This window comes from Gilliamella sp. wkB308 (assembly GCF_001690185.1).
Lineage (GTDB): Bacteria > Pseudomonadota > Gammaproteobacteria > Enterobacterales > Orbaceae > Gilliamella > Gilliamella apicola_I.
This window is the reverse complement of the sequence record NZ_LZGN01000045.1, coordinates 55,774-77,025: the sequence shown is the minus strand read 5'-3', so window position 1 is coordinate 77,025 and position 21,252 is coordinate 55,774. Positions and strand designations below refer to the sequence as shown.

Genomic DNA, 21,252 nt, shown 5'->3' with positions numbered 1-21,252 from the left:
CTATCCTTTGCCGAAACGTGAATAATAAGGGGGGATATTTTTATCCTTGTAATGCAGCAATGGCGTTAGACATTACAGTTTGTCAAAACAAAATAGCGTAAGTAGAATCATGATAATTAGATAATATGTTTATTTTAAACAATCATATAAAGATTTAGTTTATTTGCTAGAACCAATAAAATGAAGGTTTGCAAATTAACCATTGAAATAATATCAATAAATTATATATTTAGGAATAATTCGGCGTATCATTTGTACTTTTGAATTTAGCGGTTATCCCCCTAAAATATTATTTTAATGTAGTCAATGTGAAATCGGTGTCACATAAAATAATAACAAAAATAACACAAATAAAATAATGCACACTGTATAGAAATATCGAATTAAGTACTTTTTTTATCATTGTTAAAATAAGCATTTATCAATAATAGGATTCTACCTACAATTAATTAAGATTAATGAAGAGTGTAGAATAATGAAAAGAATGCTAATCAATGCAACCCAGCAAGAAGAGCTGCGAGTTGCGCTTGTTGATGGCCAACGCTTATATGATTTAGATATCGAAAGTCTTGGGCATGAGCAAAAAAAGGCCAATATCTATAAAGGTAAAATTACTAAAATCAATCCAAGTTTAGAGGCGGCTTTTGTTTCATATGGTGGAGAGCGAGATGGTTTTTTACCATTAAAAGAGATTGCCGATAGTTATTTTCCATCCAATATGACCGGTCGTCGTACCATTAAACATCTTGAAGAAGGTCAAGAAGTTCTCATTCAAATTGAAAAAGAGATTCGAGGCAAAAAAGGTGCTGCGTTAACGACTTATATCAGTCTTGCCGGTAGTTATTTAGTTTTAATGCCTAATGATCCACGTGCTGGTGGTGTGTCTCGCCGAATTGAAGGTGAAGATCGTGCAGATTTAAAACGTATTATTGACGCCATTGAAAAGCCTAAAGGCATGGGCGTAATTGCCAGAACGGCTGGTGTTGGTAAAAGCCAAGAAGAGTTACAACAAGATTTAGATGCGTTAGTCAATTATTGGGCAGCGATTCAAAATGAAGCTAAGAATCATCCAGCACCAAGTTTAATCCACAAGGAAAGTGATATTATTACCCGAGCATTTCGTGATTATTTACGTGATGATGTGGGTGATATATTAATCGATAATCCGAAAGTCCTTGAGATCGCTAAAAAACGATTAGTTGATTTGGGACGTGTTGAATACGTTAATCGACTAAAACTTTATGAGGGGGATGTACCTCTATTCAACCATTTTCAGATTGAAGGTCAAATTGAATCTGCGTTTCAACGTGAAGTGCGTTTACCTTCGGGCGGTTCAATTGTAATTGATGCGACCGAAGCATTAACGGCAATCGATATTAACTCCGCTAAATCGATACGGGGCAGTGACATTGAAGAAACGGCCTTTAACACGAATCTTGAGGCTGCTGAAGAAATTGCTCGTCAACTACGTTTACGTGACTTAGGTGGTTTAATTGTTATCGATTTTATCGATATGACACCAATTCGTAACCAACGTGAAGTCGAAAATCGCTTAAAAGAGGCGATGAAAACAGACCGAGCACGTATTCAAACAACACGGATTTCTCGATTTGGTCTGCTTGAAATGTCACGCCAACGATTAAGTCCGTCTTTGCGTGAAGCAACTCATCACATTTGTCCACGTTGTCAAGGAACGGGAACGATTCGTGATAATAATTCATTATCGCTTTCTATTCTTCGATTAATTCAAGAAGAAGCGATGAAAGATAACACTGTCCAAATAGATGTTATCGTGCCAGTGCCAATTGCCAGCTATTTATTAAATGAAAAACGTCGCGCGATTAACAATATCGAAAGAATGCACCCTGATGTAAAAATTGTCATCGTGGGTGATGAAGAGATGGAAACGCCACTTTATAAAGTGATTCGTAAACGTGTTGGCGAAGAAACTGATGTTCTGAGTTATAACTTACCGAAATTAATCCGAGAACTGGAAGAAGAGGAAGAAGACGCAGCGGCTGAAATTATCGTTGAACAAGCAGTATTATCAGGTCCAAAAGTCGAAGCGAACACGACCTCGAAAGAAAAGAGCGAGCCTAAAGTTGAAAAATCTGGGGGCTTGTTTAGTGGATTATTTAGTAAGTTACGCAAATTATTTGTTGCTGAAAAAAGTGAACCTGAACCAGAAGTTAAACCAAAACCGACTAAAAGACGTGAAAATAATCGATCGAATAATCGTCGTCAGCGTAATAGTCGCAATGGCAATGCTGCAAATGCTAATAGCAGCTCAGCAACAGAAGACGTGAAAGAGACAACTCGTAGTAACAGTCGTCGCACTAAGCAAAACAATAGTCATTCGGCGAATGCGGTAAATGCAACTAAAGCTGAAAAAACAGCGAATAGTAATGAAGTGGTAACACCGAAACAAAAAGAAGTGAAACCAAGACGTCAACAACGTTCATTGACAAAAAGCGTACGTGTAAAAAATAGTGAAGCAGCGATTCAAGTCAATGAAGAGCGTGTTGTTATTCCATCGTTATTATTACCGGTGATAGTCCCTGAACAAGCTGAGACAGCGCCTGTTTTAGAGTCACAACCAAAACGTCAACGACGCACTTCCAGACATCTACGCATGAATGGACAACGTAATAAACGACGGGTACGAAGTGGCGATCTTAAAAAATCACCAATGCCGTTACAATTTGCTGCTGCATCTCTTGAATTGGCATTAGGTCGGGTTGCGATTGATTATAGTCAAATCACACAAGATGAACCAAATAATGTAGTGCCTGTGATTCCTTCACTTTTATTACCTGTTATCGTTAAAAGTGAAGTGGCAGAAACTCGTTCTGAACCGACAATTGACACAGCTGATTTGAATGATGTATCCATCAATTCTGTATCAACTCAAGATCATGATGCTACAAAAGACAGTGAACAAGAAAGTCATGATAGCGATGTGAATACTGATGTGTCTCAAGCTACAGGTCACGCTTCGTCAGTGATGACTAAAGCCCCTGCACCAGAGTATGTGGATTCTGAAATTGGTTTTAAACTACGGGAAGAATCAGACTATCACTTTGAAGGGAAAGGTGAAGCGGGCGGTTTAAGCTCACAAAACCATGCCTTTGCTAAAGCAAGTAAACCTTCCTATCCTTCAGAATAATAGTTTAAAAACTGATATTTATAAACAGAGTGGTCATCAGACCACTTCTGTTCCTATTCAGACAAATAAAAGCGATAAAAAAACATGATTATTTATATTTTGAAAAAAATAGTCACTTTTGTATTAATTATCTGCATTTTGGCTCAGATCAGCTTTTGCCTTGTCTATTTTTCGCCCCATTCCATGTTTAATCATCTGCATATTGTTGATGCTTACAGTTCTTTCTTTAGGCAGTTATTGCAAGGACAATTTACATTAACCTCAGGGGAAAAGGTCTCGTTTCTTTATACTCTATCTGCGACGATTGAACTGTGTATTCTAGCCTTAGCGGTTGCACTAATTGTTGGTTTACCATTGGGTATCTTTTTAGGACTAAGTAATATTAATTGGTTAAATAGCACGATTCGGTTAAGTTGCTTATTACTATATTCATGTCCTATTGTGATGTTAATTGTGATGGTTATGTTTTGGGTCTCGCCAAATTTGTCTGTATCAATACATTTTGATACATCTTCTTCCGCTATTGGTACATCGTTATTAGAAATTTTACTGTCTGACAAACAGAATAAAATAGATTTATTGATTGAGCAGTTTCATTATTTGATAGTGCCGATAATCATTCTTGCAATACAGCCTAGCATTATCACTATTCAGCTTATTAGCCAAAATGTCAAAAATACCTCACGCCAGAACTACATAAAAATGGCTGCAATTCGAGAAAGGTCACCTTTAAAAATTTTACGACGACATTTATTGCCCAATACCATTCCGGCAACCATTCCGCAACTGACCTATAATACAACCACATTGTTGTTTTCAACGATGATTGTCGGAATATTGTTTAATCGTATTGGGTTAGGGCAATGGGTGATGGGCGCTTATCTGCATCATAACTATTTTATTATCTCAATTGCTATCCTTGCTTGTGGAACAGTGATAAGCTTTTTAACATTATTGGGTGAAATTACCGCTGTGGCTATTTATCCATTACGTCATAAGGAACATCATGTCTAAGGTAACAAGGTTATTAAATAGCGTGGCATTATGTTTTAATAAGCTACATAGTAATCTTTATTCAATTGTTGGCTTTTATGGCATTGTGGCAATTGTCTTTGTTGCTATTTCAACAAAATGGTTTTTTCATGCTCATTTAGATCCTATTTATGCAAGTTCCTTACCGCCAGCATGGTTTATGAATGGCGATATTAATCACATTTTAGGCACTAATGCTAAAGGACAAGATATCTTTGATTACTTATTAATTGGTTATCGCTCAACCTTATCGATGACACTAAAGGCGGTATTTTATGTTGTTGTGATTGCGGGATTGATTAATTATTTAATGTTTTTCATTCCATTTCTACGATCTTTTATTTTATTGATTTTCCGATTTTTTTTGGTCGTACCGCCATTATTGGGGGTTATCGTTGTCAGTATGTTATTTGAAGATGACATAACCAATATGTTGTTAATCATTGGGTTATCTTACTCACCTCGATTTATATACAACATTCATCAACGTGTGATTAAGGAGTGGAATAAAACTTATATCACGGCTTATCGGCTTGATGGATTATCTAAAATAACGATTTTAAATCACTATATTTTGCCTAATATTCTACCTGTCTATTTAACTGAAATTGTATCGTTATTTAGCTCAATTATCTTAGCCATTACCAGCATCACCTTTTTAGGTTTTGCTAACGATACCTCCAGACCCGATTTAGGTATGATGATGTTTAAAATGAAAGACATTATTGGTACCAATTATTTAGCCTTTTTATCCCCCGGAATTGCGGTTTCAGCTACCATTATCTTTGTTTATTTATTAAACTTTGGATTAAATGGTCGACGAGCAGGGCATTAATCATGGCATTGTTAGATATTCGTAATTTAACGATAGAGTTTATTACTCCTGATGGTCTATTACGTGCTATCGACCGGGTTAACCTTAGATTATCAGAAGGTGAAATCCGAGGATTAGTCGGTGAATCGGGTTCTGGAAAAAGCTTAATTGCCAAAGCGATTTTAGGGATCACTAATCATAATTGGAAAATTTCGGCAGATCGCTTTCATTTTAATAATATTGATTTACTAAAACTTACGCCTAAACAACGCCGTAAAGTTATTAGTGCGAATATTTCCATGATATTCCAAGAACCACAATCATGTTTAGATCCATCAATGAAGATTGGGCAACAACTGATCGAGGCAATACCTAGACGCACCTTTAAAGGTCATTGGTGGCAACGGCTATTTTGGCGTAAAAATCGTGCGATTGAACTATTGCATCGGGTTGGAATCAAAGAGCATAAAGAAATATTAAAGTCTTATCCGTTTGAACTGACGGAAGGTGAATGTCAAAAAGTCATGATAGCCATTGCATTGGCCAATCAACCTAAATTACTGATTGCCGATGAGCCGACTAATGCCATGGAAGCCACGACAGAAGCCCAAATTTTTAGGCTACTGGCTAGCATGAATCAAAATATGGGCACCACGATTTTGCTTATCAGCCATGATTTGCAAATGATAACAAGATGGACAGATCGGATTAATGTATTATATTGTGGACAGACGGTTGAAGTAGCGGATAGCGAAGATTTAATTAAATCGCCTTATCACCCTTATACACAAGCGCTCATTTACGCAATTCCTGATTTTGGTAAGGCAATGCCACATAAAAGCCCATTAAATACCTTACCGGGTGTTATTCCGTCACTTGAACATTTACCTATTGGCTGTCGATTGGGCCCACGTTGTCCTTATGCACAAAAAAAATGTATTCAAGCACCCGAATTAATCCAAATTAAAGATCACTTTGTTGCTTGTCATTTTCCTTTAAATACTGATGAGTAAAATTATCAAAACCAGGACTAAACCATGAACCCAATTTTAAAAGTGCGTAATTTGTCAAAGCAATTTAAAATTCCTAAAGGATTTTTGGGACATCTTTATATTGATGCTGTTAAACCGATATCTTTTTCGATCAATGAAGGAAAAACTCTAGCTATTATTGGGCAAAATGGATCGGGCAAATCAACTTTAGCTAAAATGTTAGTTGGAATGGTCAAACCCGATAGTGGTGATATTTGGATTGATGGCACAAAAGTCGAATATGGTGATTATAGTTACCGGTGTCAACTTATTCGCATGATTTTTCAACATGTTGAAAGCTCTTTTGATCCAAGACTTCGCATTGGTCAACTGCTTGAAATTCCACTCAAACACAATACCCATTACGATGCGTTTGAACGTGAAAAAATGATAAGCGACGTATTAAAGCAAGTTGGCTTACTGCCTGAACATGCTTCTTATTATCCATCGGTGATGGCATCGGGGCAAAAACAACGGGTCGCCCTAGCAAGAGCATTAATTCTAAAACCTAAAGTTATTATTTTAGACGAAGCGTTAGCCGCATTAGATATCTCGATGCGTTCACAGATTGTTAATTTGATGTTGTCATTACAAGCCGAGCATAACATCTCTTATATTTATGTGACTCAAGATATTGGTATGATGAAGCATATCAGTGATCAAATCTTAGTGATGCATAAAGGCGAACTTGTTGAATACGGGAATACCGCCGAAGTGTTAGCCTCGCCACTTAGTGATATCACGCAAAAACTTGTTAATAGTTATTTTGGCGAAGCGTTAACCGCTGACTCATGGCGCACCGATACACGGGCTTTTTAACTCTTCCCTTATTTTTGTCAATTATCCAATCTAAAAAAGACTAATGCGAATTTAACTTTATTTGGTTGTGGTAGTATCATGATTTTATTTTAGATATTGGATTTGGCTGATCAAAATAAAAACCTCGACAAATAATCTAAAACATCTTATATTTAGCTATACAGATTTCTAGACGTCTATTTTAGGTTTTTAAAGATTGTTGATTATTAGGAGTTTTTGCTATGCCTATTTGTATTCCTGATTCATTACCAGCCGTTGATGTACTTCGTAAAGAAAATATTTTTATCATGACATCTTCTCGTGCAAATACACAAGAAATTCGTCCGCTAAAGCTGCTTTTTCTTAATCTTATGCCTAAAAAAATAGAGACAGAAAACCAATTTTTACGACTGCTTTCCAACTCCTCATTACAAGTCGATATTCAACTATTACGTATTGATCAGCGTGAATCGAAAAATACACCAGTCGAGCATTTAAATAGTTTCTATTGTGATTTTGACGATATACGTGAACAAAATTTTGATGGGCTTATTATCACTGGCGCACCGTTAGGAAAAGTGGCCTTTACGGATGTAGTCTATTGGTCAAAATTAGTTGAAATTATCACATGGGCAAAAGAACATGTCACCTCAACCATGTTTGTGTGTTGGGCAGTACAAGCCGCTTTAAATGTACTTTATGATTTACCAAAATTTACACGTTCACAAAAATTATCTGGGGTTTATCAGCATCAAATTTTACAACCTAATGCCATTTTAACCCGAGGATTCGATGACTCTTTTTTAGCACCGCATTCAAGGTATGCAGATTTTCCGATTGAAAAAATAAAAAATTATACCGATCTTTCAATACTGGCAGATTCTGATATTAGCGGCCCTTATTTAATGGCAACAGCAGATAAACGGATGGCATTTGTTACCGGGCATCCTGAATATGACTCATTTACTTTAGCCAACGAATATTTTCGTGATCTTAAAGCTGGTATTCAGCCTGCTATCCCAGAAAATTATTTTCCTCATAATAATCCAGACTTAACCCCTAAAGCTACATGGCGTAGTCACGCTTATTTATTGTTCAGCAATTGGCTTAACTATTATGTCTATCAATTAACACCATTTGATTTAACGACGCGTAATTTAACAATTGATGATTAAACCGAATATAAAGAAACTATACCTAAGATTCAAAGAGCCAGAAATAAATTCATTATTCTAACTTTGATCGGCTATTGCTTGTGCAACAATATTTGAATAATGATTTATAATTAGAATTTGTTTGTTAAGATTAAAAAAATAACAGGTGATAATTTCCAATAAATTGCGTATTTGTTTCTAAAAAAGAAAAAAAAGCTTGTCGCCTGTCAAAAAATAATCTATCCTAAAAAAAATGGTTTTATATAAAAATACAAAATAAAACCATAAAATGCAAAATGTTAGCTTTAAATCGTCAGTTTAAGCTTATGCATTACGGATTTGGTATATAAGGGATAGAGAACAACAAGCTGTATGAAATGTTATAAATTGATTACTCAAAAAGAGTGGCTGGCACTACAAAAGAAAGCCCCCGAAAGTCTGTTAGCTCAGTATGGGTTTTATGAGTTTCCCAAAACACAGTTACAAGCATCCGGTTATAACACCGTTCGTTACGATTACAGCGCAGCACAAGATGAAGCTATTGCTCATTGCGTTCAACATCCTGAACAATGTCAACAGCTTTACCCTACACTGGAAAACTTGGGCTTATACTATGGCAACAATCACTATGGTCATGATAACGCCAAAGTCACGCAAGCCTTAACAGAAGCACTGACAACCGGTCGGGCGTTGTTAATTGAAAAACCGCTCACGCTTGATTGTGGATTATTACCGCCTCAAACTAATTTTTTAAAACTACCGAGCAACAAAGCGCCACGTAAATTAACCCCCGCAGAAATACGGGAACGGGAGTTGTTTTTCTTTGATGAGGATAACTGGATAGAATTCAGTGTTGAAAACTTACCGAATCAATCTTTTACGTTATTTAATAACAGTAATCAACGAATGATTTATCAGGGACAACTTGATAGTCGTGGACATGCTTACGTCAATCTTGAGCCGGATATAAAATTAGTGGATGTCATCTTTGACCGCCAAACACAGCACCGAGCCTGGTATCAAGATGTCCCCTTACAGATATTGGGTGGATTACGAGATGCAGGACAAAGTACACTCGATTTATTATGGGATAGCACCTTAATTAATCCGGTATCTCCGCTATTTTTTGCTCGAGTGCATGCAGAAATTATCAGTGATAAACCGATTGGTCAGGCGCCCAATCCTATACAAATTCCTGAGGTATCACCACCACAGACTATCTCTGGTGGGATAACACATGGTGTCAGTCAATTTATTGTCGGGTTTATACCGGCGGTAAGGGCAACCAAATTTATAAAGCCCTTGAAAAATGTAGGCTCGTGGGTAAAAGGGATGATAGCAGGCAGTGTCACAGATTTTACGGTATTTAGTCCTCATGAAGAACGCCTGTCAAACTTAGTACAAGAATTTCCCGAACTGGCTAACCCAATAACCGAATATTTACAAGCCAAACCAGACGATAGTTTTGCAGAAGGACGATTAAAAAACAGCTTAGAAGGATTGTTAGTAGGCGGCTTAGCCGAACCCTTAACCCGTTCACTACGCTTATTAAAATACGCCCGCATCAAAATAACCGGTACTGAAGTCAGAGCGAAGGTACATCATAAAATTGAAGCGGTAGAGGTTGAATTAGATGAGGTTAATTGGAATAATGTTGTTGAAAAGAGGACGGTAAATCAACAATATCTTACTGAAATGTCCAATAATGGAGTTAAATTTTCACCTGAAAATGTTTTAAGGGTTGAAAAACTGCCTAATGGTAAAATAGTTTTTCTTGAAAAAGGAAATCTATCTGCAGGTCTTCAACATATTATTAAAGAGCATGCTGACGATTTTGCAAAAATAGGCGTTTCAGAATCACAAATACCAGATGTTGTTATGGATGCGGTTTCCAAAGGAAAGATAATTGGTTATCAAGGGAAAGGAACCGGACGTCCAATCTATGAAGTTCTTATTAATGGGCAAAAACAACGTATAGCTGTAACGACAGGTAATAACGGTTTTATTGTAGGAGCTAACCCCGCTGGGAGTGTTAAATGAAAAAAATAAAATTAATGGCTGATTATCAATGTTATCCTCTATGGCTTAATTCAAATGATGCTGTTGGAAATATTAACCCTAATACATTACCAATAAGTAATGTACTAAAAAATGAGCTTAATAGCTGGTCAGATAAATATGATGAAACATTAAATTTAGATGATCCTTTAACTTCTGGATTTGCGACTCCAGAAGAAGAAATGATCTTTAATGAAATGGGGCAATCTTTGAAAGAAAAGCTGCAAGCCGAATTAGGTGATGATTATGAAGTAACATATCAACAATGATAAAATTATATTCTGGTGGGATGACTCTGGTTTTAATCCTACGGCTGGAAAGCTTGTAAAATCTACAGACGACCAAAGAATATTTGGTTTTGGAACTAGAGAAATTGCTGATTGGCTAAGAGATGATATTCAATAAACTCAATCAATATCTGGATTAGTAACTTGATTGATTTGGAAAATAGCCCTGCACCCGATGATATGTTCAGTGTTGGTAATGCGTTTTGGGTATTGATTACTGGAAATTATGTTTTTATAGGTACTGAATACGTCGAAGAACAACAAGTCATTATGACCAAAGAACAACTTTTATATGTGTTAGAGCAATATAAAGCTTTCTTAGAAGGAGATTATAACGATCCCAATAATCCACCCGATCCTATTGATGTTGAGTTTATTGCAGAAGGGCAAGAAGCGATCGATATCTACAATGGATTGCCAAATTCTCATTTGGTTCCTTACGCTTGTTAATCACTTCCCCACTTAACTTGTGGGGAGCTAATTTTTAAGTACCCAGATCAACATTATAGGTTCAATAATTAATCTATTCTGAATAACTTTAATAATAAATGATCGCGCGACATAAACACCATTCTGCTCCAGTCTTTAATGGGATTAACAACACATTAAAAAAAGCAAATAAACTAAAACATTTCATCAAAAATGTTTACCTAATCATGTCAGTCAATTTATTGTTGGGTTTATACCGGCGGTAAGGGCAACCAAATTTATTAAACCCTTGAAAAATGTAGGCTCGTGGGTAAAAGGGATGATAGCAGGCAGTGTCACAGATTTTACGGTATTTAGTCCTCATGAAGAACGCCTGTCAAACTTAGTACAAGAATTTCCCGAACTGGCTAACCCAATAACCGAATATTTACAAGCCAAGCCAGACGATAGTTTTGCAGAAGGACGATTAAAAAACAGCTTAGAAGGATTGTTAGTAGGCGGCTTAGCCGAACCCTTAACCCGTTCACTACGCTTATTAAAATACGCCCGCATCAAAATAACCGGTACTGAAGTCAGAGCGAAGGTACACCATAAAATTGAAGCGGTAGAGGTTGAATTAGATGAGGTTAATTGGAATAATGTTGCTGAAACGAGGACGGTAAATAGTAATCCCTCCATAAAACCAAGTACTAATTTTGCACCAGATGTAAGTCCGAACTTAACTGTTAATATGAATCAACAAAATAAACATATTGTTGGAACAAATGAACATAAAACTGCAAACGCTAGTTCTTCTACACCAAGGAGTACTTTGAACAATAATATTGATACTCAAAGTTTAGTCAATCAATATGCAGGAACTGGAAGAGAGATTCCAACCAATAGACCTTTAGGAACACCCGGATCAAAAGAAGTAATATCAACTAATAAAATAATCGGACAGTATTATGACATAACTACTGGATCTTTTGTCCCTACAACTAATTTTACAATCCATTATTCAAAAACAGGCGTACATATAGTACCAGCGAGGCCATAAACTATGTATTCAGATAAAACAAATGAAGAAAAAGTAAAAATTGAAAATAGAATAAAACTATACATAATGCATTGTATGATTGATCGAGCAACCAAGAAAATGCGTGGAATAACTGCAAGTATAATTGATCAAGATTTAACAATTGAAATATTTTTTGATAGCGATTTAACTGAAGAAGAAGAGGAAGAAATGGAATGCGCTCATACTGAAGTTGTTTCTGATTTATATCAAGAGTTTGTTGGTATGTATTTAAATCTTACAGTTATTCCTATTTCTACTTCATTATATGATAAAAAAGGAAATTTAGGTTGGTTTTATCTTCGTCGAGAATATTAATAACGGGCTTTTCCTACACAACTTTTATTGGGTGAGTTACGAGATGTGGGGCAAAGTACACTCGATTTATTATGGGATAGCACCTTAATTAATCCGGTATCTCCGCTATTTTTTGCTCGAGTGCATGCAGAAATTATCAGTGATAAACCGATTGGTCAGGCACCCAATCCTATACAAATGCCTGAGGTATCACCACCACAGACTATCTCCGGCGGGATAACACATGGTGTCAGTCAATTTATTGTTGGGTTTATACCGGCGGTAAGGGCAACCAAATTTATAAAGCCCTTGAAAAATGTAGGCTCGTGGGTAAAAGGGATGATAGCTGGCAGTGTCACAGATTTTACGGTATTTAGTCCTCATGAAGAACGCCTGTCAAACTTAGTACAAGAATTTCCCGAACTGGCTAACCCAATAACCGAATATTTACAAGCCAAACCAGACGATAGTTTTGCAGAAGGACGATTAAAAAACAGTTTAGAAGGATTGTTAGTAGGCGGCTTAGCCGAACCCTTAACCCGTTCACTACGCTTATTAAAATACTCCCGAATTAAAATAACCGGCACTGAAGTCAGAACGAAGGTACATCATAAAATTGAAACGGTAGAGGTTGAATTAGATGAGGTTAATTGGAATAATGTTGTAAAGGAAACGGGTGAGAATCAAATATCAAAAGAAACACAAGCTGCAGCTGAAAAAATTGGTATTGATTTAAAAAATATTAACATTAACAATGGGACTGCTAAAGTAGAAATTAAAATTACAAGTGAAATTAATTATTCTGATGTTAAATTGTTAGTTGCACATGCAAAATCTAAAGGTGCACAGAAAGTCGAGGTTAATACTGGATATATTGCAAATGAAAAACTTATGGATTTTCTAGAAAAAAGAGTTGCTGATGGTAAACCTTTCATGGGAGGTAAAGTAGTTCGTGGAAACTCAAGCACAACAGACTTTACAATAATATATGACTAAAAAAGAATGGTATAAAGATCGCCTTCTCTGGAAGGCAAATCAGTTCAAGTCGCTTTCGGAAACAAGACTCAATGATGAAGAAAGGGATAATTTTGCGGACAAATTACACAAAGAATATGTGAATTCGGATGATGAAATAATATTTTTATTTTTCGAAAATAACAAGAAGCGCTGGACAGCTATAACAACAGATAAAGTTATTAGTTATCATAATAATAGTATCTATCAATTAAAATTAGATAGTATAGAGAAGTTAATTGATATTAGGAAAGAAGGTATTTCTGATGATGACTTGAAATACGACTCCAATTTTTTATTTATTGGTCACGAAAAGCTACCAATTTGGACTCCTAACTCCAAAATTCTCTTCGCGCTAATGAATATTTTACGAATGTTTCCATTAAGGGAAAATACATGAACTCAATTAATATTATAAAACCATATAAATATCTTGATATGTGGGTCTTTGATGATGAAAAGGTAGGCTTGTTACAAGAGCCTTTTGTTTCTGGCGCAGATACTTTAATTGATAAAGCCACTGAATCAATCCCAAATGCTGAAAAAGGATTTATTTTAATCTTTTCTAAAGATTACTTCCCTGATACCGATCTTTGTTTAGAATGGCGAAGATCTGATAATGCTGGTAACTGGTATTACTCGAAAGAATTTGATATGGAAGGTTGGCTTTGTCCTGCTTTGTTTAAGTATTTTCCTGAAGCCCCCAAAAACTTGTATGTCAAAATTAAATCTATCTAGTTAGAAAATCTAATATTACAAATTATCATGAATGTTAATGTCACTAGTGCTTTATAAATCGGCAAAATATAAAAAACCACACAATATTGTATGTGATTATCTGAAGGAAAAGTTGTAATGCTTGCTATTAATCTACTTCGAAAAGTGATCATTGACCATACTAAATTCAACCAATTTTTTAGTGGTTTAATTTAGAAGCATTATTATTAGGTGGTTTAGCCGCTCCTATTAGCCGTTCACTACGCTTATTAAAATACTCCCGCACCAAATTAACCGGCACTGAAGTCAGAGCGAAAGTACATTATAAAATTGAAGCGGTAAAGATTGAATTAGATGAGGTTAATTGGAATAATTTTGCTGAAAAGGGAGAGAGAGGATCTTTAACCGGCAAACCAACTGAAATACCACTTTCAAGTACTTCTGAAAATATACGCTCAATTATAAGAGAAAATGAAAGTGCTCAAATTCTTTCAAAGAATGGTTATCATGTGGAACAGAACCCCATTACATCAGGAATAAAAAACCCAGATTACAAAATTAACGGTGAAATATTTGATAACTATGCTCCAAGTTCAAATAATGTTAGGAATATTTTGGCTGGCGTTGAAGATAAAGTGCTTAAGGGGCAAACAAACAATGTAGTTATTAATATATCTGATTCTAAAGTGACGGTAGATGCTCTTGAAGAACAGTTTTCTAAATGGGAGATTAAAGGATTGGATAAAATAATTGTTATAGATAAATCAGGAAATATAACTAGAATTAAGTGAGATAAATATTATGGCAATAGATATAACATGCTATACAACATTAGATGCAGAGTTATTAAATAAAAAAATTAGTAAGGTTAAATCAGTTTATAAAGATATTTTTGATAAATCATATATTATTTATTTGGCTTCACCAATTTTAGAACGAAAACAATTAGAATTTATTAGTGATAAGCAGAAAAGATATTCTCTAGAAAGTAAGTTATTAATTGCTGAAGAATTTGGTTTAGAAGGTGCTAGATCATATTTTATGGTATCGGTAAATGATAAATCCTTTCCGGAAATGAATACATCAGAAATAGCAGATCTTTTACGCTCAGAGCTAGGAATAGAAAATATCATTGTATTGCTTAACAATGAGAAATTAATTTAATTTTTTCCCCGATCAATAGATTGGGGACTTTCATCTATTTTTTGATCTCTATCACAAGCTTAATCATTATTTTATTCAGCTCAAAGTTAATGATGAACGGTAGCCGGATATAAAATTAGTGGATGTCATCTTTGACCGCCAAACACAGCACCGAGCCTGGTATTAAGATGTCCCCTTACAGATATTGGGTGGTTTACGAGATGCAGGGCAAAGTACACTCGATTTATTATGGGATAGCACCTTAATTAATCCGATATCTCCGCTATTTTTTGCTCGAGTGCATGCAGAAATTATCAGTGATAAACCGATTGGTCAGGCACCTAATCCTATACAAATTCCTGAGGTATCACCACCACAGACTATCTCTGGTGGGATAACACATGGTGTCAGTCAATTTATTGTCGGGTTTATACCGGCGGTAAGGGCAACCAAATTTATAAAACCCTTGAAAAATATAGGCTCGTGGGTAAAAGGGATGATAGCAGGCAGTGTCACAGATTTTACGGTATTTAGCCCTCATGAAGAACGCCTGTCAAACTTAGTACAAGAATTTCCCGAACTGGCTAACTCAATAACCGAATATTTATAAGCCAAACCGGACGATAATTTTGCAGAAAGGCGACTAAAAAGTCGTTTAAAACGATTATGAATTGGTGCTTTAGTCAATTGGTCAGTGTGCTTAATTCAAAAATAAAAGATAAAAGATCCTTATCTTGCATCATTTTAGGCATAGTTATATTATGGATAGAGTGCTTTATTATTTAAGGAATGAGTTATGTTAAAATCAATTGATCCAACTACCACTTCATCTTGGAAATCCCTTCAAGCAAGTTATCAAAAGCATCACAATAAGACCATTGCGCAAATTTTAAAAGAAGAGCCAAAACGAGTTGAAAAACTCAGCATCCCATTTGAGGATGAGTTTTTGGTTGATCTTTCTAAAAATCGTATTACGCAAGAGACATTAGCAATACTTCATAAGCTTGCTGATGAATGTGATCTTAAAGGTGCAATTACAGCTATGTATAGTGGTGAAAAAATTAATCGCACCGAAGATCGTGCTGTTTTGCATGTTGCTTTACGTAATGTATCGAATACCCCTATTTATGTTGATGGCAAAAATGTGATGGATGATGTCAATGCGGTATTAGCAAAAATGGAATCATTCAGTAATAAAGTCATTAGCGGTGAGTGGAAAGGGTATACCGGTAAAGCGATAACTGATGTGGTAAATATCGGCATAGGGGGATCAGATCTTGGACCCGTCATGATTACCGAAGCGTTGCGTCCTTATAAAAATCATTTAAACATGCATTTTGTTTCAAATGTTGACGGTACTCATATTGTTGAAGCATTAAAAGGCTTAAACCCTGAAACAACCTTGTTTTTAGTAGCATCAAAAACATTTACTACACAAGAAACCATGACTAATGCACAAACGGCTCGTTCTTGGTTACTTGATGCAGCTAAAGATGATAAAGCGGTTGCTTTACATTTTGTTGCGCTATCCACTAATGCCAAAGAAGTTGAAAAATTTGGTATTGATACGGCGAATATGTTTGAATTTTGGGATTGGGTAGGCGGTCGTTACTCTTCTTGGTCTGCGATTGGTTTATCGATTGTTTTATCCATTGGATTTGATAATTTTAAACAATTTTTGGCTGGTGGTCATGCCATGGATAAACACTTCCAAAATACACCAATTGATAAAAATATTCCTGCATTATTAGCCTTAATTGGGATTTGGTATAATAATTTTTATGGTGCTGAGACTGAAGCCATTTTACCTTATGATCAGTATATGCATCGATTTGCTGCCTATTTTCAACAAGGCAATATGGAATCAAACGGTAAGAGTGTCGATCGTAATGGTCATAAAACAACTTATACTACTGGTCCAATCATTTGGGGTGAACCGGGTACCAATGGTCAACATGCATTTTATCAATTAATTCATCAAGGTACTAAACTTATTCCGTGTGATTTTATTGCGCCAGCAATTAGCCATAATCCGGTTGGTGATCATCATCCTAAATTGTTATCTAACTTTTTTGCTCAAACTGAAGCATTAGCATTTGGTAAAACCAAAGAACAAGTTGAACAAGAATTTATGGCTGCCGGAAAAACGATTGATGAAGTTAAAGCAATTGTGCCGTTTAAGGTGTTTGAAGGAAATAGACCGACCAATTCAATTTTAGTTAAGAAAATTACCCCGTATAGCTTGGGTGCATTAGTTGCGATGTATGAGCATAAAATCTTTACTCAAGGTATTATTTTGAATATATTCAGTTTTGACCAATGGGGCGTTGAGTTAGGTAAGCAGTTAGCCGGTCGAATTTTACCTGAATTAGCAAGTGATACGCCAGTAACTTCACATGATGATTCAACAAATAATTTGATTAATCAATATAAAAAGTGGCGTTAAACAGATTTAACTTTAGACAGTTAATGAATTGAGCAGAAAAACCTTCAGTAAAACTGAAGGTTTTTTTTTGATTATTTTTTCACGCGCATAACAGGTGTTTTACCTGCTTCTACGGTACCAGATAGTTTTGTCAGTTCGACAATACTATCCATATTAGAAATGACAACAGGTGTTAACACTGATTTTGCTTTACTTTCAAGTAGTGGTAAATCAAATTCGATAATGGTGTCACCAACTTTTACTTGTTGACCTTCTTCAGCGATACGGGTAAAACCTTCGCCTTTTAATTCAACAGTGTCAATACCAAAGTGTACAAATAGCTCAATACCATCATCTGATTCAATAGCAAAAGCATGATTAGTTTCAAATATCTTGCCAATTCTACCGTTTAGTGGTGCAACAATTTTATTACCAGCAGGTTTAATTGCAATACCATCACCAACGACTTTCTCTGCAAAAACGACATCTGGCACATCTTCGATTTTAACGATTTCGCCACTCAGAGGTGCAATAATTTCGATGCTATCATTGCTATCATCAGATTTGATGAATTGCTTCAATTTATCGAATAACCCCATTATTTTCTCCTAACAAATTTGCTTTTCAGCGTTATATTTTTCGATTAAATCCATAATTTCTTTAGAAGTTGCTTTTTCTAGCACATTGTCAGCAAGTTTTTTCGCTTCTTCAAAATGTGTATTACGAATTAATTTTTTGATTTTAGGAATTGATACTGCACTCATGCTAAATTCATCAAGTCCCATACCAAGTAATAAAATCGTTGCTCGTTCATCACCAGCAAGCTCACCACACATGCCTGTCCATTTACCTTCTTTGTGCGAAGCATCAATGACTTTCTTAATCAGTGTTAAGACAGATGGTGAAAGTGGATTATAAAGATGTGAAATTAATTCATTACCACGATCAACCGCTAATGTGTATTGTGTTAAATCATTGGTTCCAATACTGAAGAAATCAACTTCTTTCGCTAAATGATGAGCAATGACAGCAGCCGCAGGCGTTTCAATCATTACGCCAACTTCGATGTTTTTATCGAACGCTTTACCTTCAGCAGTAAGCTGTTCTTTAAGAATATTAATTTCAGATTTTAAGATACGGATTTCTTCAACCGATATGATCATCGGGAACATGATACGTAATTTACCAAATGCTGATGCGCGTAATATTGCACGTAACTGTGCATGGAGTATTTCTTTGCGATCTAAACAGATACGAATTGCACGCCAACCTAAGAAAGGGTTTTCTTCTTTCGGTAAATGCATATAAGGTACATCTTTATCACCGCCAATATCCATTGTTCTGACAATCACAGATAAACCATTTGTTGATTCGGCTACTTCTTTGTAAGCTTTGAATTGTTCATCTTCGTTAGGATAGGCATCACGATCCATAAATAAAAATTCAGTACGATAAAGACCAACACCTTCATAACCGTTGCGATCAGCACCAGCGATATCACGCACCGTACCAATATTCGCACAAATTTCAACTTGGTGACCATCAAGCGTGACGGCTGGTAAGTCTTTTAATTTTGCTAACTCTTCTTTGTCAGCAATATATTTTGCCTGAACTTGTTTGAGTTTTTCTTGGGTAGTATGATCGGGATTGATATAAATGGCGTTATTTATAGCATCAAGTATAACAAAATCACCTTGTTTAATTGTTTGTGTTGCATTTGATGTACCAACAATTGCCGGAATTTCTAATGAACGAGCCATTATTGAAGTATGGGATGTACGTCCACCTGCATCAGTAATAAAACCAAGTACCATATCTAGATTTAGTTGTGCAGTTTCAGATGGAGTAAGATCTGTTGCAACTAAAATACAAGGTTGGCTAATAGCACTTAAATCGACAATTTCAATCCCTAAAATATTTTTTAGTAAACGTTTGCCAATATCACGAATATCAGCAGCACGCTCTTTTAAGTATTCATCGTCTAAGTTTTCAAGCTCTTTAGCTTGAGTTTCAAATACTGATTGGACAGCGGCATCAGCGGTTGAATGCTTGCTTTGTATACGAGAAATAACTTCTTGCTCCAAATCCTCATCTTCTAAAAGCATAATATGCCCTTCAAAGATAGCAGCTTTATCTTCGCCTAATGTGGATTTTGCTCGTTCCATTATCGCATTTAATTGCTCGCTTGATTTTTGACGAGCATCTTTAAAACGCGCAATTTCAGCATCAATTTTGTTATCTGGAATTGCCCTATTATTAACAACAATAGGTTCTTCTTTTAATAATAGCGCTTTTGCAAAAGCGATACCGGGGGAAACAAGTATACCTGATACCATAACATTTAATCCTTATTCAATTTTAAATCTGTTCTTTATCGCATTTTGGATCTAATTATTCCAATTCAGGAATCAATTTAACTAGATGATTTACCGCTTCTTTTTCATCTTCGCCTTCTGCTGAAATGGTGATGGTGGTACCTTGTGTTAGACCAAGTGTTTGTAGTTTGAATAGACTTTTAGCACTAGCACTTTTACCATTTGATGTGACGGTAATTTCAGCATTAAAGTTTTTTGCTTCTTTTACAAATTGTGCAGCAGGGCGGGTATGGAGGCCATTTGGTGCGGTAATGGTTACATCTTGTTTATACATAATAATTCTACTCCTAAAAAAAATTTCATTTACGCGACCAATATAAATAAAAACCGCCTTAATGGCTAGTAACATTTAATCGATCTTTGGAAATTTAGTTAATCTTATTCAAATCAAAATATAGTTGTATATCCATATTTATCAATAACGGTAAATTCGAGTGATTCTATCACTACATTTTTTAAATTCTACTTCTCCATGTATACCACGCTTTATATTTTCAAAAACAATTTCTTCACTACCATCGAGTTGTGACTCTTTTATTTCTTTACTGCAAAATGTTTCAAATTGTTGAAGCTCGTGTTCGCCATTACCTAGTTTATAGTAGTGGGGCAAGCCTTGGCTTGTTACAAAAGTTTGATTTTTATTTTGTACATCGAGAATAATGATACCTTTGTTTGAGAACCATGAACTACAAGCAGTTAATGATACAACAAAAGCTAAAATGAGAAGGGGAAGTTTCACCACAAATCTTACAATATTCAAAATAATTCCTTTATAAAGCCCAGTAACCTGTTTATTATTTATAGCTAGCTGTGGATTATATACTAATAATTAATGAAAGTGCAGAGTGCTTTTTATTGATATGACAAAATCAGGGTGACATTAATGACCAAAACTGTAAATTATGATGAACTTAATCATGAATTAAACTTAAATAAAATGGGTATTACTGCTGCTGAATTACATGGTTTTATTTCCGGTATTTTAGCCGGAGGCAATCATGATGAAAGTTGGCGCCCTTTAGTTGAAGATATGCTTAATAATGGGCAAAAAATACCAGAATCTTTAAATAAGAAAATGGTTGAGCTTTATTGTATTACCAAGCAACAATTTTTGGATGATGATTTTGAATTCCAATTGTTACTTAACGAACATGATCTTTTTTCTCAAATTGATGATTTAGTCGGTTGGGTTAACCATTTTTTATTAGGGATTGGATTGGTTCAACCAAAATTAAATCATATTAAAGGCGATGTGGGTGAAGCAATTTATGATTTAAGGCAAATTGTGAAGCTAGGTTACGATGAAAACGAAGATCAGCAAGAGTTAGGCTTTGCATTTGAGGAGATCAAAGAGTATGTTCGCATGACTTCGATTCTCTGTTTTGATGAATTTAATGAGGCTGATATCATACCAACCATTCATTAATATTAACTTGTTTTTAAAAGGTTATCACT

23 protein-coding genes are annotated in these 21,252 nt (G+C 35.4%); 19 read left to right on the top strand and 4 right to left on the bottom strand.

Translation table 11 applies throughout. The features are described 5' to 3' along the window. Window positions 1-475 precede the first annotated feature (475 nt). The 18 genes from rne to pgi all read left to right on the top strand — a co-directional run bounded on the left by rne (window position 476) and on the right by pgi (window position 17,443). Window positions 476-3,166, top strand: a complete 2,691-nt coding sequence (rne, locus tag A9G10_RS12265) for a ribonuclease E (protein WP_081299210.1) — start codon at window positions 476-478, stop codon at window positions 3,164-3,166. A gap of 84 nt (window positions 3,167-3,250) precedes the next feature. Continuing rightward, on the top strand, window positions 3,251-4,180 hold the full coding sequence (locus A9G10_RS12260) for an ABC transporter permease subunit (RefSeq protein ID WP_081299209.1): 930 nt from the start codon (window positions 3,251-3,253) through the stop codon (window positions 4,178-4,180). After that, a complete protein-coding gene (locus A9G10_RS12255) occupies window positions 4,173-5,033 on the top strand; it encodes an ABC transporter permease subunit (protein WP_065559790.1) in 861 nt (286 codons plus the stop codon). Before A9G10_RS12260 ends, A9G10_RS12255 begins: the two co-directional genes overlap by 8 nt. 2 nt (window positions 5,034-5,035) lie before the next feature. Then, window positions 5,036-6,025 (top strand): putrescine export ABC transporter ATP-binding protein SapD, encoded by a 990-nt coding sequence (gene sapD / locus A9G10_RS12250; protein WP_065559789.1) that lies wholly within the window; start codon window positions 5,036-5,038, stop codon window positions 6,023-6,025. A gap of 24 nt (window positions 6,026-6,049) precedes the next feature. Next, window positions 6,050-6,862: a peptide ABC transporter ATP-binding protein gene (locus tag A9G10_RS12245; RefSeq protein ID WP_065559788.1), complete on the top strand. Its 813-nt coding sequence runs from the start codon at window positions 6,050-6,052 to the stop codon at window positions 6,860-6,862. 221 nt (window positions 6,863-7,083) lie between these two features. Further along, window positions 7,084-8,016, top strand: coding sequence for a homoserine O-acetyltransferase MetA (metA, locus tag A9G10_RS12240; RefSeq protein ID WP_065559787.1), 933 nt, complete (start codon window positions 7,084-7,086; stop codon window positions 8,014-8,016). Window positions 8,017-8,367: 351 nt separating this feature from the next. Next, complete coding sequence (locus A9G10_RS12915; protein WP_218837414.1) at window positions 8,368-10,035, top strand: hypothetical protein; 1,668 nt, start codon at window positions 8,368-8,370, stop codon at window positions 10,033-10,035. Beyond that, window positions 10,032-10,322: a hypothetical protein gene (locus tag A9G10_RS12230; protein ID WP_065559786.1), complete on the top strand. Its 291-nt coding sequence runs from the start codon at window positions 10,032-10,034 to the stop codon at window positions 10,320-10,322. Before A9G10_RS12915 ends, A9G10_RS12230 begins: the two co-directional genes overlap by 4 nt. Before the next feature lie 162 nt (window positions 10,323-10,484). Further along, window positions 10,485-10,790, top strand: coding sequence for a hypothetical protein (locus A9G10_RS12225; protein ID WP_065559785.1), 306 nt, complete (start codon window positions 10,485-10,487; stop codon window positions 10,788-10,790). Between the two features lie 298 nt (window positions 10,791-11,088). After that, complete coding sequence (locus tag A9G10_RS12220; protein WP_065559784.1) at window positions 11,089-11,808, top strand: polymorphic toxin type 50 domain-containing protein; 720 nt, start codon at window positions 11,089-11,091, stop codon at window positions 11,806-11,808. A gap of 3 nt (window positions 11,809-11,811) precedes the next feature. Beyond that, window positions 11,812-12,144 (top strand): hypothetical protein, encoded by a 333-nt coding sequence (locus A9G10_RS12215; protein WP_065559783.1) that lies wholly within the window; start codon window positions 11,812-11,814, stop codon window positions 12,142-12,144. A gap of 45 nt (window positions 12,145-12,189) precedes the next feature. After that, on the top strand, window positions 12,190-13,119 hold the full coding sequence (locus A9G10_RS12210) for a hypothetical protein (RefSeq protein ID WP_143426014.1): 930 nt from the start codon (window positions 12,190-12,192) through the stop codon (window positions 13,117-13,119). After that, window positions 13,112-13,537, top strand: a complete 426-nt coding sequence (locus A9G10_RS12205; RefSeq protein ID WP_065559781.1) for a hypothetical protein — start codon at window positions 13,112-13,114, stop codon at window positions 13,535-13,537. The genes A9G10_RS12210 and A9G10_RS12205 overlap by 8 nt, the downstream gene beginning before the upstream one ends. Further along, window positions 13,534-13,875 (top strand): DUF6717 family protein, encoded by a 342-nt coding sequence (locus A9G10_RS12200; protein WP_065559780.1) that lies wholly within the window; start codon window positions 13,534-13,536, stop codon window positions 13,873-13,875. The genes A9G10_RS12205 and A9G10_RS12200 overlap by 4 nt, the downstream gene beginning before the upstream one ends. A gap of 488 nt (window positions 13,876-14,363) precedes the next feature. Further along, on the top strand, window positions 14,364-14,645 hold the full coding sequence (locus A9G10_RS12195) for a hypothetical protein (protein WP_065559779.1): 282 nt from the start codon (window positions 14,364-14,366) through the stop codon (window positions 14,643-14,645). Between the two features lie 10 nt (window positions 14,646-14,655). Further along, window positions 14,656-15,018, top strand: coding sequence for a hypothetical protein (locus tag A9G10_RS12190; RefSeq protein WP_065559778.1), 363 nt, complete (start codon window positions 14,656-14,658; stop codon window positions 15,016-15,018). Window positions 15,019-15,202: 184 nt separating this feature from the next. After that, window positions 15,203-15,607 (top strand): hypothetical protein, encoded by a 405-nt coding sequence (locus A9G10_RS12185; protein WP_065559777.1) that lies wholly within the window; start codon window positions 15,203-15,205, stop codon window positions 15,605-15,607. 186 nt (window positions 15,608-15,793) lie between these two features. After that, window positions 15,794-17,443 carry a glucose-6-phosphate isomerase gene (gene pgi, locus A9G10_RS12180; protein ID WP_065559776.1) on the top strand — a complete coding sequence of 550 codons (1,650 nt, stop codon included), beginning with the start codon at window positions 15,794-15,796 and terminating at the stop codon, window positions 17,441-17,443. Window positions 17,444-17,514: 71 nt separating this feature from the next. Here the strand turns inward: pgi and crr are convergent, their stop codons facing one another. The 4 genes from crr to A9G10_RS12160 form a co-directional block, all read right to left on the bottom strand. Beyond that, window positions 17,515-18,021, bottom strand: a complete 507-nt coding sequence (crr, locus tag A9G10_RS12175) for a PTS glucose transporter subunit IIA (RefSeq protein WP_065559775.1) — start codon at window positions 18,019-18,021, stop codon at window positions 17,515-17,517. A 9-nt stretch (window positions 18,022-18,030) separates the two neighbouring features. Further along, entirely contained in the window at window positions 18,031-19,758 is a 1,728-nt protein-coding gene (ptsI, locus tag A9G10_RS12170; protein WP_065559774.1) for a phosphoenolpyruvate-protein phosphotransferase PtsI, read from the bottom strand. A gap of 55 nt (window positions 19,759-19,813) precedes the next feature. After that, the gene (gene ptsH / locus A9G10_RS12165; protein WP_065559773.1) at window positions 19,814-20,071 is read right to left on the bottom strand and encodes a phosphocarrier protein Hpr; all 258 of its coding nucleotides are present in this window, start codon (window positions 20,069-20,071) and stop codon (window positions 19,814-19,816) included. A gap of 141 nt (window positions 20,072-20,212) precedes the next feature. Continuing rightward, on the bottom strand, window positions 20,213-20,557 hold the full coding sequence (locus A9G10_RS12160) for a hypothetical protein (protein WP_065559772.1): 345 nt from the start codon (window positions 20,555-20,557) through the stop codon (window positions 20,213-20,215). Between the two features lie 123 nt (window positions 20,558-20,680). Here A9G10_RS12160 and A9G10_RS12155 point away from each other — a divergent pair, with 123 nt between their 5' ends. Beyond that, window positions 20,681-21,223, top strand: a complete 543-nt coding sequence (locus A9G10_RS12155; protein ID WP_081299208.1) for a UPF0149 family protein — start codon at window positions 20,681-20,683, stop codon at window positions 21,221-21,223. Window positions 21,224-21,252 lie beyond the last annotated feature (29 nt).

What these genes read in the sequence shown, in the direction of transcription:
- rne (WP_081299210.1), top strand. Translation starts at nt 476, where the DNA reads ATGAAAAGAATGCTAATCAATGCAACCCAGCAAGAAGAGCTGCGAGTT.
- A9G10_RS12260 (WP_081299209.1), top strand. Translation starts at nt 3,251, where the DNA reads ATGATTATTTATATTTTGAAAAAAATAGTCACTTTTGTATTAATTATC.
- A9G10_RS12255 (WP_065559790.1), top strand. Translation starts at nt 4,173, where the DNA reads ATGTCTAAGGTAACAAGGTTATTAAATAGCGTGGCATTATGTTTTAAT.
- sapD (WP_065559789.1), top strand. Translation starts at nt 5,036, where the DNA reads ATGGCATTGTTAGATATTCGTAATTTAACGATAGAGTTTATTACTCCT.
- A9G10_RS12245 (WP_065559788.1), top strand. Translation starts at nt 6,050, where the DNA reads ATGAACCCAATTTTAAAAGTGCGTAATTTGTCAAAGCAATTTAAAATT.
- metA (WP_065559787.1), top strand. Translation starts at nt 7,084, where the DNA reads ATGCCTATTTGTATTCCTGATTCATTACCAGCCGTTGATGTACTTCGT.
- A9G10_RS12915 (WP_218837414.1), top strand. Translation starts at nt 8,368, where the DNA reads ATGAAATGTTATAAATTGATTACTCAAAAAGAGTGGCTGGCACTACAA.
- A9G10_RS12230 (WP_065559786.1), top strand. Translation starts at nt 10,032, where the DNA reads ATGAAAAAAATAAAATTAATGGCTGATTATCAATGTTATCCTCTATGG.
- A9G10_RS12220 (WP_065559784.1), top strand. Translation starts at nt 11,089, where the DNA reads ATGATAGCAGGCAGTGTCACAGATTTTACGGTATTTAGTCCTCATGAA.
- A9G10_RS12215 (WP_065559783.1), top strand. Translation starts at nt 11,812, where the DNA reads ATGTATTCAGATAAAACAAATGAAGAAAAAGTAAAAATTGAAAATAGA.
- A9G10_RS12205 (WP_065559781.1), top strand. Translation starts at nt 13,112, where the DNA reads ATGACTAAAAAAGAATGGTATAAAGATCGCCTTCTCTGGAAGGCAAAT.
- A9G10_RS12200 (WP_065559780.1), top strand. Translation starts at nt 13,534, where the DNA reads ATGAACTCAATTAATATTATAAAACCATATAAATATCTTGATATGTGG.
- A9G10_RS12190 (WP_065559778.1), top strand. Translation starts at nt 14,656, where the DNA reads ATGGCAATAGATATAACATGCTATACAACATTAGATGCAGAGTTATTA.
- pgi (WP_065559776.1), top strand. Translation starts at nt 15,794, where the DNA reads ATGTTAAAATCAATTGATCCAACTACCACTTCATCTTGGAAATCCCTT.
- crr (WP_065559775.1), bottom strand. Translation starts at nt 18,021, where the DNA reads ATGGGGTTATTCGATAAATTGAAGCAATTCATCAAATCTGATGATAGC.
- ptsI (WP_065559774.1), bottom strand. Translation starts at nt 19,758, where the DNA reads ATGGTATCAGGTATACTTGTTTCCCCCGGTATCGCTTTTGCAAAAGCG.
- ptsH (WP_065559773.1), bottom strand. Translation starts at nt 20,071, where the DNA reads ATGTATAAACAAGATGTAACCATTACCGCACCAAATGGCCTCCATACC.
- A9G10_RS12155 (WP_081299208.1), top strand. Translation starts at nt 20,681, where the DNA reads ATGACCAAAACTGTAAATTATGATGAACTTAATCATGAATTAAACTTA.